At 46.4% G+C, this 14,593-nt stretch carries 10 protein-coding genes; 5 read left to right on the top strand and 5 right to left on the bottom strand.

Going from position 1 to position 14,593, the window contains the following annotated elements:
• Nucleotides 1–40: 40 nt before the first annotated feature.
• From IFU39_RS21915 to IFU39_RS21905, 3 genes are read right to left on the bottom strand one after another with little or no spacing between them, the layout of a single operon-like run.
• On the bottom strand, nucleotides 41–1,918 hold the full coding sequence (locus IFU39_RS21915; protein ID WP_091012677.1) for an ABC transporter ATP-binding protein: 1,878 nt from the start codon (nucleotides 1,916–1,918) through the stop codon (nucleotides 41–43).
• Nucleotides 1,915–3,642: an ABC transporter ATP-binding protein gene (locus tag IFU39_RS21910; RefSeq protein ID WP_192134843.1), complete on the bottom strand. Its 1,728-nt coding sequence runs from the start codon at nucleotides 3,640–3,642 to the stop codon at nucleotides 1,915–1,917. The genes IFU39_RS21915 and IFU39_RS21910 overlap by 4 nt, the downstream gene beginning before the upstream one ends.
• Complete coding sequence (locus IFU39_RS21905; RefSeq protein ID WP_074092645.1) at nucleotides 3,639–4,181, bottom strand: MarR family winged helix-turn-helix transcriptional regulator; 543 nt, start codon at nucleotides 4,179–4,181, stop codon at nucleotides 3,639–3,641. Before IFU39_RS21905 ends, IFU39_RS21910 begins: the two co-directional genes overlap by 4 nt.
• 272 nt (nucleotides 4,182–4,453) lie before the next feature.
• Here IFU39_RS21905 and IFU39_RS21900 point away from each other — a divergent pair, with 272 nt between their 5' ends.
• The 3 genes from IFU39_RS21900 to IFU39_RS21890 all read left to right on the top strand — a co-directional run bounded on the left by IFU39_RS21900 (nucleotide 4,454) and on the right by IFU39_RS21890 (nucleotide 9,606).
• A complete protein-coding gene (locus IFU39_RS21900; protein WP_105600260.1) occupies nucleotides 4,454–6,445 on the top strand; it encodes an S-layer homology domain-containing protein in 1,992 nt (663 codons plus the stop codon).
• 171 nt (nucleotides 6,446–6,616) lie between these two features.
• Nucleotides 6,617–8,470 carry a sensor histidine kinase gene (locus IFU39_RS21895; RefSeq protein WP_192134841.1) on the top strand — a complete coding sequence of 618 codons (1,854 nt, stop codon included), beginning with the start codon at nucleotides 6,617–6,619 and terminating at the stop codon, nucleotides 8,468–8,470.
• A complete protein-coding gene (locus tag IFU39_RS21890; protein WP_192134839.1) occupies nucleotides 8,467–9,606 on the top strand; it encodes a response regulator in 1,140 nt (379 codons plus the stop codon). The genes IFU39_RS21895 and IFU39_RS21890 overlap by 4 nt, the downstream gene beginning before the upstream one ends.
• A 177-nt stretch (nucleotides 9,607–9,783) precedes the next feature.
• On the opposite strand, the gene uxaC is transcribed toward IFU39_RS21890, so the two are convergent.
• Nucleotides 9,784–11,226: a glucuronate isomerase gene (uxaC, locus tag IFU39_RS21885; RefSeq protein WP_091012673.1), complete on the bottom strand. Its 1,443-nt coding sequence runs from the start codon at nucleotides 11,224–11,226 to the stop codon at nucleotides 9,784–9,786.
• Between the two features lie 203 nt (nucleotides 11,227–11,429).
• On the opposite strand from uxaC, the gene IFU39_RS21880 reads away from it, so the two are divergent.
• Together IFU39_RS21880 and IFU39_RS21875 are read left to right on the top strand one after the other, a co-directional pair.
• Nucleotides 11,430–12,173: an MBL fold metallo-hydrolase gene (locus IFU39_RS21880; protein ID WP_192134837.1), complete on the top strand. Its 744-nt coding sequence runs from the start codon at nucleotides 11,430–11,432 to the stop codon at nucleotides 12,171–12,173.
• A gap of 64 nt (nucleotides 12,174–12,237) precedes the next feature.
• Complete coding sequence (locus IFU39_RS21875; protein ID WP_091012669.1) at nucleotides 12,238–12,516, top strand: hypothetical protein; 279 nt, start codon at nucleotides 12,238–12,240, stop codon at nucleotides 12,514–12,516.
• A 450-nt stretch (nucleotides 12,517–12,966) separates the two neighbouring features.
• On the opposite strand, the gene IFU39_RS21870 is transcribed toward IFU39_RS21875, so the two are convergent.
• On the bottom strand, nucleotides 12,967–14,448 hold the full coding sequence (locus IFU39_RS21870) for an alpha-amylase (protein WP_192134835.1): 1,482 nt from the start codon (nucleotides 14,446–14,448) through the stop codon (nucleotides 12,967–12,969).
• Nucleotides 14,449–14,593 lie beyond the last annotated feature (145 nt).

Raw genomic sequence — 14,593 nt, 5'->3', positions numbered from 1 at the left:
TAGGGATGCTCTCGGCTATTCTTGTTAGTTGCATCTGTAATCAGATCGCCTGCGGTTGCTGCTCCGCAAACTGACTATTGTACAGATCCGCGTAGAAACCTTGACTCGCCATCAATTCATCATGATTGCCCTGTTCAATCACGTTACCATGATCCATAACCAGGATCAGATCAGCGCCGCGAATGGTAGACAAACGGTGTGCAATGACAAAGCTTGTGCGATCCTTCATCAGATCATTCATTGCTTTCTGGATAAATACTTCAGTCCGTGTATCCACGCTACTCGTCGCTTCATCCAGAATGAGGATGGCCGGGTTCGCCAGAATAGCTCTTGCGATGGTCAGCAACTGTTTCTGCCCTTGAGAGATGTTCGACGCCTCTTCATTCAGCACCGTATCATAACCATCAGGCAGTGTACGGATAAAGTGATCCGCATGTGCCGCAACGGCTGCCTTGATTACATCCTCTTCCGTAGAATCTTCTCGACCATAGGCGATGTTGTCCCGAATCGTTCCGTTGAACAACCAGGTATCCTGAAGCACCATGCCGAACAGACTGCGCAGCTTGCCCCGCTCCATGTCCTTAATGTCGGCACCGTCAATCGTAATCCGACCATCCTGAATTTCGTAGAAACGCATTAACAGGTTGATCAGAGTTGTTTTACCGGCTCCCGTTGGTCCAACAATGGCTACCGTCTGTCCCGGTTTTACATCAATATTCATGTTATGAATGAGCAGTTCATTTTCTTTATATCCAAAATTAACACCTTGGAATGTAACCGCACCTTTAGGCTGCTGTAGTTGCACGGGTTGTTTGGACTCCGGAACTTCTTCCTCTTCATCCAGCAGCTCAAATACCCGTTCTGCCGAAGCAATCGTTGATTGAATGATATTGGAGATATTAGCAATCTGGTTAATCGGTTGTGTGAATTGACGGGAGTACTGCGTGAAGGCCAGAATATCCCCGATGGAGATCGATCCGCGTGTAACGAAAATCCCACCAACCACACAGATCAGTACATAACCCAGGTTACCGACAAAACTCATGAGCGGCATAATAATACCGGAGATAAACTGGGCTTTCCAACCGGATTCATACAGTTCTTCATTGACTTTCTCGAATTGCTGTACCGATTGTTCTTCGCGTCCAAATGCTTTGACAACCTTGTGTCCCGTGTACATCTCTTCGACATGACCGTTCAGTTCCCCAAGGGATTTCTGTTGACCCGCAAAGTGCTTTTGCGAACGGGAAGCGACCAGCATGACAACAACCACACTGAGTGGCAACGTCAAAATCGTGATCAGTGTCATCCATGGACTAATCGTCAGCATCATGATAATTACGCCGACAATTGTGACGATGGACGTAATGAACTGTGCCAAACTTTGCTGAAGTGTATTACTGATATTGTCCACGTCATTCGTGGCACGGCTAAGTGTCTCCCCAGTTGTGCGGGAGTCAAAATATTTCAAAGGAAGACGTCCAACCTTCGCACTGATCTGCTCACGCATGTCATACACAACACGTTGGGCCACACCGGCCATCAGGTATTGTTGAACATACATAAATGCAGCACTGAACAGATAGAGTCCGCCCAGCAGGTATAATACTTTCATCAATGCAGGAAAATCAATCCCGGCTCCCTGTACACCCTGGAGGATGGCAATGGCGCCTTTACTGAGTATATCCGTTCCTTCTGCCATAACTTTTGGACTGATGATGCTGAATACGGTACTCAAAATGGCTGCAACCAGCACACCAAGTAGACGAGAACTATGGGGCTGGAGATAACGAATCAAGCGACGCAGTGTGCCTTTGAAATCTTTTGCTTTCTCAGCGGGAGGTCGCATGCCCATTCCGGGACCTGGACCCGGCCCACCATGGGGACGAGGCGACTTGCGTTCTGTACGTTCACTCATGCGATCTCCTCCTCTGTCAGCTGGGAGGATACAATCTCGCGATACACTTCATTGTGCTCCAGCAGCTCTTTATGTGTTCCTGAACCGACAATTCGGCCCTCATCCATAACCAAAATGCGATCGGCATCCATTACTGTACTTACGCGCTGCGCAACAATTAGCACAGCCGCTTCTGTCGTTTCGGACTTCAGCGCAGCACGAAGTTTAGCATCCGTTTTGAAATCAAGAGCAGAGAAACTGTCATCAAAGATATAAACTTCCGGACGGCGAACAAGTGCGCGAGCGATGGACAGACGTTGCTTTTGTCCACCAGATACGTTGTTACCACCTTGTGCGATAAGGCTGTCATATCCCTCTTTCATCTCGGTAATGAAGTTCTCCGCCTGAGCCGTACGGGCCGCATGCACAATTTCATCCATTGTGGCATCGTCTTTCCCGTGACGAATATTCTCCATAATTGTACCCGTGAAGAGAACTGCTTTTTGTGGTACAAAGCCAATTTTGGCACGTAAATCTTCCTGCCGAAGCTCACGCACATCCGTACCATTTACCCGAACACTGCCCTCGGTCACATCATAGAATCGTGGAATAAGACTGAGCAATGTCGATTTCCCAGAACCCGTACCGCCAATGATGGCTGTTGTCTCACCTGAGCGAGCTGTGAAGGAGATATCGGACAAAGCTGGATTCTCTGCACCCGGATAACGGAAAGTTACATTGTCAAACTCAATCATACCCTGCATGGATTTCATACCACGAGGTTGCTCGGGATTGCTAAGATCCGGCTGCATATCAAGCACTTCGTTGATCCGTTCTGCCGATGCTGAAGCTCTTGGAATCATGACAAAGATCATCGAAACCATAATCAGTGAGAACATGATTTGCATTGCATATTGGATGAAGGCAATCAATGCACCGATATTCATATTGCCGCTGTCGATCCGCATTCCACCAAAATAAAGGATGGCAATCATCGAAAAGTTCATAACCAGCATCATCACAGGCATGATGGTCGCCATGAGCACATTAACTTTGATCGATGAATCTCTCAGTTCTGTGTTGGCCCCGTTAAAGCGCACTTTCTCATGCTCCCCACGGTTGAATGAACGAACAACCCGAATCCCTGTTAACTGCTCACGCAGCACCAGGTTGAGACGGTCCAGCTTTTTCTGAATGGTTTTGAACAAAGGTAAACCCTTGGCACCAATCAGCGCAATAGCTCCACCCAGTACCGGAAGCACGACCAGGAAAATCGTAGACAATTTGGCGTCCTGAGATACCGCCATGAAGATACCCCCGATACACATGAGCGGAGCCATAATCATCATTCGCAGCATCATTGTAAGTACATTCTGTACCTGAGTGATGTCATTCGTCGTACGCGTAATCAGTGAAGCAGTACCCATCTTATCGAACTCCTGGAGAGAGAAGTTCTCCACATGGCGAAATACTCTGCTCCGCAGTTGTTTGGCAAATCCACCCGCTGTTCGAGATGAGAGATAACTGGCAATCACCGAACACGCTGTTCCGCCAATCGCAATGACCAACATCCATCCACCAATCTGCCAGATATACGGGATATCCCCTTTAATGATGCCGTCATTCACAATATCTGCCATTAACGTAGGCAGGTACAATTCAGCAAGCGACTGAAACAGTACCAACACCAGAATGAAAATAATCGGAATTCGGTATGGCTTCAGCATGCTAAACAGTTTCATCATGGCGTATCATCTCCTCTTGTCGAATCATCCTTTTGCAAGGAAGTTAATGTATCAAAAAAGGTGTATACCTTTGTCAACAACTCAGCCAGCTGAGTACTGTCTTGCTCACCCAAATGCTCAACTAACTTATTGAATATTTCCATGCGCTCTTGGTGAGCAGCCCGAATAATTTCACGACCTGCTTCAGTAATCGTGATGCGGACAGCACGGCGATCCTCCGGGTCCATCGTCCGTTTGACCAGCCCCTCATCTTCAAGGCCACGAATAACGGGTGTAATGGTCGGTGACTTCACTCGTAGCAATGCGCTGATTTCCGAGACTTTCATCCCGGGATGATTGGATTCGATCGTGTCATTGAAATCAGGCGGATTGTCCTGCCAGTTCAATTGTTCTCCCGGATGCATCCCGTGGAGTAAACAACCCAGCACCATAATTTCATTGTGATTGCGCCCATGAGGTTTATGTTGCCTCCATTTGCCTTTATTAAACTGCATAATGGAGTACAAAAGCTTCTGAGCGACCGGATCTATACCAGTCATAATGGGTCCCTCCTTCTTTCTTTATCATTCCATAGACATCCAACATCATAGGACATCTATTAAATAGCAGTACAATTAAATAGATGCACAATTAATTAGGTGTACTAAGTATATTATCGTAAGAAATGAATGTCAAACATCTAAAAATAACCAATATATAATCAAGAGCATACACGCGCTTGATTATGGGTTTTGTCATTTTGCCGTCATTGGAGCCAGATATACTTATTTCAAAATGTAGTAACCAGAATTTAAGGAGATGAAGATTGAAGATGAACAGATTCAAAATAGGAAAAACAGGTATGTTATTGGCTTTGTTTGCAGTTTTATTAAGCGGATGTGTAACCAACAAAAGTTCCATTATAATACAATATCCCAATGATAAACCGAGCGAAGGTACTCAAGTATTCTTCAGGTATTCCAGTGGAGAAGTTGTACAGGTTCCAGATATCGGAGTTAACAGCAGTGTAGAAGCTATCATGGATATTAATAAAAAGATCGTCGGGGGATACGCTGAAACAGATGGAATAGCATGGGTTCCAGATAACAATATCCCTGATATATCTGGCAATCTAATTAATATTCTCAATATTCAAAGTAATAAACCAGCATCTGCCGCACATCATGTCCAGTTAATTGCGGCATCCCAGCCTTCTTCTTATTCGGGTTATCTAAATTATACGTTGGCTGTTTACGATGAGCAGGGGCAACCTGTTAACAACCGAACTGAAGTCTTCCTGCATGGAGACGATCCAAATTTAGAATTTCATAGTCTGAATGGATATGGTGACCAAACCGTAGCCAATGGATATTCCTACTATACACAGGGTGGACTTGTAACCTTTCCAATCAAATCGGGAACAATTACAAAGCCGATCAGCGTATACTCTGGCTCAAAATTGCTTAATGATAACTTACTATCCATCGTTACCAATGTGAAAATAACCACTCCGGACGATGTCTATTCTGTAGTCACTGGTGAGACGTTGGCTCTGAATGCTACAATCTCACCTTCTAACGCGATCAATCCTGCCGTGACTTGGTCTGTCTCGGATCAAACCGGAACAGCCACGATCGATCCGACTACAGGCGTACTTACCGCCGGAAACCCGGGAACCGTGTTGGCTCAGGCGGCTGCTACAGATGGTAGTGGCGTTGTCGAAAATGTGCAAGTCACCATTACGCCGACTCCTGTTCTCGTGAATTCCATTACCATCAGCGGGAGCGATTCTATGCAAACAGGTCAGTCCATTTCCCTGACGGCAAATGTCCTTCCAGCCGATGCCAAGAATCCTTCTGTAGTCTGGTCAGTACAGGACGGAACAGGCAAAGCGACCATTGATGCAAACGGAAAACTAACTGGAACTTCAGCAGGAACTGTTCTGGTTAAAGCCGAGGCCGCAGATCTATCAGGCGTATTCGGAACCAAAACCGTTGTGATTACCACAATCAACAACGGGAACAATGGAGGAAACACAGGTGGTAACTCTGGAGGAGGTTCAAGTGGCGGTGGATCAGGCTCACCCGCAGCACCTGCACCAGTTCCTACGCCTGTACCAACACCCGTGACACCATCTGAGCCGAGCCCTCAGCCAACACCCGGAACAGATGTAGTATCTGGACCTACATTCAACAACCAGGTTATCAATATGGATGCCTTCATGGCGAGCTTCACCCAGAAGATTAAAGCAGCACAGTCCAATCTTGCGTCAGTTCAATTAACCGATACAAGCACACACTGGGCAGATGCGACAATAAATAACTTCGTGAAGCTAGGGGTCGTAACAGGTTATGCCGACGGCTCCTTCCACCCGAACGCCAGTATCACCCGTGCCGAGTTCGCAACCCTGATCGCCAAAGTATTTGATCTGTCGAGCAACCAAGGCAATACAATAAGCGACGTATCAGGTCACTGGGCAGAGTCTTCCATTCGCTCTCTGCAAAGCAAGGGTGTGTTATCCGGTTACCCGGACGGTACATTCAGACCGAATCAAGAGATTAAACGTGCTGAGATCATCGCCATCATCTCGCGCATTATGGATCTGAGCAAAGTACCCACCGCAGAAGCACCTGCTTTCTCCGATCTGGAGCAAATCTGGAATAAAGATCAACTCCAGCAAGCGGCAGCAGCCGGGATTATTCAAGGAGATCGGAATGGAGAATTCCATCCTGCGAACTCCGCTTCCCGTGCAGAAGCATTGACTATTATTTTGCGAGTGCTACAGACCAATCCTGAATTTGCCGCACTTCTACAATCCCTATAATTAAGATGCAATAATTGAAGCCTTCCAAGCCTGTTTCCAGGCTTGGTGGGCTTTTTTAACAGATTCAACCTTCTATGGGGACTTCCTTTTTGATTTCAAAAATAAAAGTCATTACCCGCTCTCAAACACGTATGTTTTTAATCCTGATTCTGATAACATAGGAGGCATATCTTGCATGAATATATCTTAGATCGAGGCGGCCCATCCATGAACCCTAATATGTACTTATCTGCATTGCTGATGGCTGCGACCTGCTGCACATTAATGCTTGCTTACCTCTCCTATAAAAGAAGAAGCTCGCCCATTGCCGTCAGTTACGGGCTGGGGATGCTTGTCAGTTCTTTTTATACATTCGGCTATGGCTTCGAGATCATTAGTCAGCAACTGGACCATATTCGATTCTGGCTTCGAATCGAGTATGTTGGAATTCTGCTTGGGCCGGTGTTCTACTTCCTTATGGTACTGCATTATACAGGCCGTGAATCATGGGTGCGGACACGCAATGTGGTTCTATTGCTGATTGTGCCTGTTTTTACGTTTATCACACATAATACCAATGAGTGGCATCATCTCTTCTATACCAACATGACGATCGATACATCCTGGGGATTTCCACTCGTGTCTCTTGAGAGAGGACCTTTATTTTCTGTTCATGTCGTCTTTTCCTATGCACTGTTCTTTATTTCTGTGTTTTTCCTGATACAGATGTTGCTTCGTGCCGCACCCCCTTTGAAAAAACAAGTGGTGTTCATGATTATTGGCTCCTGTGGACCATTCATTTTCTCACTAATTTACCTAAGTAATATCTTTCATTCACCCCTTGATTTTTCTCCATTTGGATTTGTTATATCGGGCATCTTCTACACATGGGGAGTCTTCCAATTCAATCTACTTCGTCTGGCTCCGCTGGCATACCAAAAGGTATTCGAATCCATACAGGATGCTGTTATTGTGTTCGATCTGGACCATGTGTTGACCAGCTACAACCGTTCTGCCCGGCGTATCATTGAGTCTCTTCATCCCAAAGGCTTGGGCCAACATGCCAGTCAGGTACTTGTACAATACCCACAGCTTCTAGCAAAGCTGCTTGAACAGGAACCGCTTAACGATGTCCGTAAAATTCAACTCTCCAACGACCCGAGTAGTAGAACCTATAACGTTCATCTTTCTCTTGTTCAGCATCAAAGTGGTAAACCCATTGGCAAGATGCTACTGCTTAATGATGTGACTGAAGCCGTGCAGGCCGAGAAGAAACTTCGCGACAACGCCCAACAGTTAAGTGAGCTCAACACGTTCAAAGACCGAATGTTCAATGTCGTGGCTCACGATATACGTGATCCAGTAGCCGTACTGGTTAATCTGATGGACTTGCTTGAGGAAGAAATACAAGGATCCAATGCTGATCATGAAGAGATTATCCATGAAATGAAGCACCAGATTCATAATACGTTTGCTCTGGTAGAAGGACTGCTCGAGTGGTTCCGCAGCCAAGGCGGAGGGCAGGTCTTCCATCCGGTAGAACGGGATCTGCACTATTCTGTGGAGGCAAGTATACGCTTGTTACGTGTTCGCAGCGAGAATAAGCAGATTCACATGGTATCGAATATTTCACCAGGAGTGTGCGTCTATGCGGATAAAGAAATGCTTGACCTGATTCTTCGAAACCTTTTATCCAACAGCATTAAATTCAGTAATCCGGGAGGACAGATCACGTTGAACGCCGAACGAAAGGATCAGCACATTGTGGTATCCGTCAGCGATACGGGAGAAGGGATTACGGATGAACAGGCCCGTTCCCTGCTTCAGGATGAGTATCCGGTATCGGCAACGGGAACAGCGGGAGAACGAGGCAGCGGGTTTGGTTTGAATCTCTGCCGAGAGTTCGTACGCCTGAATGGGGGCGAGATCTGGTTTGACAGCAGACCTTCGCAAGGCAGCACCTTCTACTTCTCTATACCCCTCCCACCCGAGACTACTGCAAGCGGGCCTCTTCCATACTCCGTGCAGGTGGGGGACAATACATGAAGGTCATTCTGGTAGACGATGAGAAGGCCATGCACCTGATTATGAAAAAGATGCTGGCAAAGATCGGGGAAGTGGAGGTCATGGGTGCATTTCTGAATACTAAGGCCGCATCATCATATCTTGACGATCACGAGGTAGATCTAATTTTTGTCGATATTAACATGCCCCGGGAAAGTGGACTGGAATTCGCAGAAGGACTGCGAAAGCAGGGAAAACAGACCCGGATTGTATTTATAACATCTCATGTAGAATATGCCTTATCTGCATTCGAGGTCTTTGCCTTTGATTATATGGTGAAACCAGTGAAACAGGATCGGCTCCTCCAAACGGTACACAGAGCGCTGGCAGAGTCGCGCAGCAAGTTACCTGAGGAAGAAGTCGTGGCAACGATTGAAGCGCAAGCGGTAGAGTTCAATGCTCTGGGCAGAATCGAGATTCACAGCGACCACGGAACCAAGACCAAATGGAAATCCAGCAAAAGTATTGAATTGTTTGCATATCTGCTTGTCCAGCAAGGACGGCTTGTATCCCGTACCCGTCTCATTGAAGATATTTTCGGAAACATGCCACAGAAGAATGCCGAAGTCTACCTCAACACAACAGTTTATCAGCTACGCAAGTTGCTTAATGGGTATGGACTGAAAAAAGTACTTCATACGTACAATAATTATTACGCTCTGAATTTATCCGATATTACGGTGGATTTTATCAGCTTCGAAGAAGGATGTAGGCGGCTATCCATCATTCAATCCGGAGCAGACATGGAACAAGCCCTATTGATTGAGCAAATGTATGTGGGTGATTTATTTGGAGAGTATGGATACACGTGGTCCTTAAGCGAGGTTGAACGACTGTCACTTATGTATAACGCATTGAACCAGCGGTTGTGTAATGCCCTACTGGAAGCCAAAGATACCAGTAATGCTATCCGCCTACTCAAAAAACTCCTGCATCGCAATGAATTGCACGAAGAATCGCTGATCCTGCTCATCCGAGCACTTTCCATGCAGAATAACAAGGAAGCCCTGATCAAACATTATGAACAATATTCAGCACATTTAATTCAGGAAATAGGTGCTGCTCCTTCTCAGGAGCTTGCTGCTCTATATGCACAATTATTATCGGAAACCCAATAGTGATAGGGTCAATGGATGTAATGGCTCGAATATAGCATACAAAAGAAGCTCCCTTCTATACTCCAGTGGATGATGACCCGGGGTAAGAAATGGGAGCATTTTTATTACGTTTGAAAAGTAGAAACTAGAGAATCTTCTTATTGCATAACTTGCATGATTAGATGCGCTTGTTAATCATCAGGACTGTGAAGCAGAGACTGTTTTAGGAACTGAAGCAAACGGGAAATATTCTTTTGCATTGTTGTAGGCGATGCCCTGTACGATCTGACCAAGCAGCTCCATATCCTGCGGTGCCTCCCCTTGTTCGGCCCATTCACCGATAAGGTTGCAGACCAGACGACGGAAATACTCATGCCGGGTGTAGGACAGGAAGCTGCGTGAATCGGTCAGCATGCCAACAAAACGGCTGAGCAGACCCACATTCGCCAGTGCCTTCATCTGAGCGATCATGCCATCCTTCGTATCATTGAACCACCATGCTGCACCAAGCTGGATTTTGCCCGGAATGCCCCCGCCCTGGAAGCTGCCGATGATCGCCGCGAGCACTTCGTTGTCCCTTGGATTCAGAGAATACAGAATCGTTTTGGGCAGTGCTTGCTGCTGTTCCAACGCGTCGAGCAATCCAATCATCGCTGCGGAAAGCGGCGTATCATTCACGGCATCGTAACCGGTATCTGGCCCAAGCTGGGCAAACATCCGCGTATTGTTGTTACGGGCTGCATTAATGTGGAACTGCATCACCCAGCCCCGCTCTGCATACAGTTTGCCAAGGAATGTCAGCGTCACTGTCTTGTACTTGTCCTCTTCCTCACGACTTACCTTCTGACCCGCAAGTGCCTTGGCAAAGATGGAAGCTGCTTCCTCTCGCGTAGCTACACCGTAAGGGACATAATCGAGTGCATGGTCAGAGACTCTGCCGCCGACAGAATGGAAGAATTCCACACGTGACTCCAGCGCAGCAAGGAAGGATTCATAATCTGAAATGGCAGTGCCAGATGCCTGCGACAGCTTGCCCACCCATTCCACGAAGGTATCCCGGTTCAATTCCAAGCCTTTATCCGGGCGGAAAGAAGGTAATACCGCCGTGTCAAAGCCTTCGATTTCCTGAATCTTTAGATGATACTCCAGAGAATCCGTTGGGTCATCGGTTGTGCACACAACAGTGACATTGGATTTCGTAATCAGATCACGTGCACCGAATCCGTCACTGTTCAGTTTGGCATTTACTTTTTCCCAGATGGCCGGTGCGCTTGTCTCATTCAATACTTCGTAGACCCCGAAATATCGCTGTAATTCCAAGTGAGACCAGGCATACAGCGGATTACCGATCATCATAGGGACCGTTTTGGCGTAAGCCAGGAAACGATCGTAATCAGTCACTCCTTCGCCGCCGGTCACATATTGCTCTTCAATTCCGTTTGCGCGCATGAGCCGCCACTTATAGTGATCACCGTATAACCAAGCCTCTGTAAGATTGCCAAAGGTTTTGTTCTCGTAGATCTCCTGAGGACTGAGGTGGCAATGATAATCAATAATCGGCATGTCTTTGGCATAATCCTCATATAACTTGATCGCCGTTTCATTGTGCAGCAAAAATTGTTCATCCAGAAAAGATTTCATTCGCCTCGCACGCTCCCTTTAGGTGAGTTTACGTTCATATGGGTTCACTTCCCATCTTTACGCTACACTGTTTATCATCAAAGTTCAATATAAAATGATAGCGTTATCAAAAAAGGTTGATTTAGGCATATATTCGGGAACAAGGTATACTGGATTTAACGCAAGGATGCTGATCTGAAGATCACACAAGGAGATGAAATGAATTGAAAGTTACTTTTCTGGGCACAGGAGATATGTTTAGCGTGGAGCAGCACCACAATAGTATGCTGGCTGAATTCGGTGACACGCATCTGGTCATTGATTTTCCGGAATCGAATGCCAAAGCACTCAAGGAATACGGTTTTCCAATGACCGATATCCACAACGTGTTCATTACCCACCTGCATGAGGATCATATTAACGGTGTACAGATGCTGGGTTATTACGCACAGATCGTAGGCGACCGCAAACCCCGTCTGTTCATCCACGAACAATTGGTAGATCCGCTCTGGAACATTCTATCCCCCGGCATGCGCTACACAACGGATGGTGAACGTACCATGAGCGATTACTACGATGTCGTTCCTCTGCCAGATGGAGGCACATTCGAACTGGGCGGCGTGACGTTTGAGACGTTTCGGACCCAACATGTTCCCGGTATGGTCAGCAATGGGCTGCTCGCCAAGCCTTACTTCTATTACAGTGCAGACAGTACACTCGACCAGGAACGGGTGGAGCAAGTTGCCGCTGATGTGCAGCTGATTTTCCATGAATGTCATATGCATGATGTGGTGATCAAATCCCATACCTCATTGAAGGATCTGGAGCAGTTACCCGCGGAAGTGAGACAGAAAACCGTACTGATGCATTATCATGATGAGTACGCGGATGCGGACAAACGGGAACAGTTCAACCGCGAGCATGATCTGCGAATGGTTGGTACGTTGGAATCATTTGAACTGAAGTAGGTAAACGGAGAGAGGACATCGGATATTATCGTATTCGATCTATATTCTAATGGAGGTCATTGCTATGGAATATCGAATTGAACAAGGTTACTTTCTGATATATTCTCCTGCAAGAAGCACCAGTAGTGGAGACATCATGGTGGTTAAATTACTGGAAAGACCCTTTAAGGATAGAGTTGAATTCCTCATTAACAGCAAAAACTATGAGTGTACTACACACCATGAATACTTAAACTTTGAGCCAACTTCTCATCATAAACCTGAGAAGCCTGGAGCATTTTCAATGGAACGAAGTGAGTTCAATCAAATGTGGGATACGATGAATCAGTATTTTGAAGAGTAATAACCTTATCCTGCTGTTAAATCTAAGCTGATTCCTTTCTCATTTCATGTTTTCACTTGCAGCAGTGATTCGTTTGCCTATGGCGGCGAGCCTTAACTCAGTTAAGCTAACGAATCTGAGAGGCCTTATTCGGCTGAAATCCGAGTTACCAGTATTCTAACGAATCTCAAATACGTTAATCTGCTGATATTGCTCCAATTAGCGTTAATTCAATCGTTTTTGAGAGTAATAAGGTTACTGAGATTCGTTAGAATTCCAATAACGCTAATTCAGTGCAAATAAGTTGCCCTCGGTTCGTTAGGATGGAGTTTTAGTTGTGCCTAGAAAAATGCAAAAAACCACCTGGACACAGGTATACTCGCTCTCCTGTTCAGATGGTTTAACGATCAATCTATATACTGTTTTCATATCAATCGATGTACCTTTTCTTATCCTGCCTGGCACATGCCATTACTCAGCGTCAGCGCAGTCCTCATTCTGTTCGGGAAGGGCCCATACCGACACGCCCCCACCGCACACATGGAAGGTGGCCCAGCCGTCTTTCTCAATGGTAATCTGATCCTCACAGCTCTTCGTCAGATCCACCCAGACTTCACCAGCTCGATGCTCTCCGACGAACATTCTCTTCTCGCCGTCATCGCCGTTGGAGATGACCACCGCACAACCGGAACCTTCGATTTCCTCTACGCCACGACGAACCCAGCCAATCGTATTGGCGTGATCGAAGTAATCTTCCTGCTCTCCATACGCCTTGTTGCAACGGGCAGACAGCAGAATGTCCAGAATTTCTTTTTTGCCATCCACAGGTTCAGGTCCACCAATGCCATAATAATCCCCGTAAAATACAACCGGATAACCATCCCGACGTAATAACGTCAACGCATAAGCGCTCGGCTTAAACCAATCACCAATCCATGATTCCAACGCTTCATGAGGTTGGGAGTCATGGTTATCTACAAAAGTTACCGCATGGGTAGGATGTGTCTGCACCAAGGTATCATCAAAAATTTTGGAGAGATCAAAGTCTCTACCTGCAAGCGAAGCCTCATGCAACTTGTAGTGAAGAGACACGTCAAACAGGTCGATCTGATAGTCTACCGTATCAAGGAATTCACGACATGCATCCAGGTTCGAATTCCAGAACTCACCTACGATGTAGAAATCCTGACCGCGTTTGCGGATCATCTCTGCTGCGAACTCCTTGATGAATTCGTGGTTGATATGCTTAATCGCATCCAGCCGGAACCCACCACACTGGAGGGTATCGATCAGCCATTTTCCCCAATCAATCATCTCGCACCGAACATCCGGGTGGTTATAATCTATATTGGCGAACATCAGATAGTCATAGTTGCCAAACTCATCATCGACATTCTCATTCCATTTTTTATTCTCTCCTGCGATGCGGAATACACCGGTTCGTTCTCCCTTGGCGTCAAAGTCTGTACCGTTGAAATGTTCAGAGCTCCACTTAAAGGAGGAGTATTGAGCTCCGCGACCCGGAAATGTGAATTTGGTCCAACCTTCAATTTCGAACGGCTCGGAAATTTCCTTCGTTCGATCATTGGGATCAACCTCAATCACTTTGAACACTTCCGTCTCATCTGCTCCGGCCTTGTGATTCATAACCAGATCCACATAGACGGCAATGCCGTTCTTCTGACACTCAGCAATGGCCTCCACCAGTTCCTGCTTGGTGCCATATTTGGTCCGTACGGTACCCTTTTGATCAAATTCGCCCAGATCGTACAGATCATATACACCATAACCTGTATCTTCTGCTGACACTGCCTTGGTTACGGGTGGTACCCATACCGAGTCAATGCCTTTGGCTTTCAGTTCCGGGGCCATTTCAGCCAGTCGCTTCCAATGATCTCCGTCTGCAGCCAGGTGCCATTCAAAAAACTGCATCATGGTATGATTTCTCTTCATTATAACCGACCTCCTTGATTGCTTTCGAAGCGGACCGCGGAACGGATAGGGTAATTGCCGTTGTTCGTTCGTTGCTAACCAAGTTATAACCCTTTCACCCTACCCTTCAATCATATAAAGGAAAGAAATTTGAGAAAAATCGTGT

The sequence above is a fragment of the Paenibacillus sp. CFBP 13594 genome, from assembly GCF_014842675.1.
Classification (GTDB): Bacteria; Bacillota; Bacilli; order Paenibacillales; family Paenibacillaceae; genus Paenibacillus; species Paenibacillus amylolyticus_B.
Note: the sequence above shows the minus strand (reverse complement) of the source record. Positions and strands in the feature narration are given on the sequence as shown.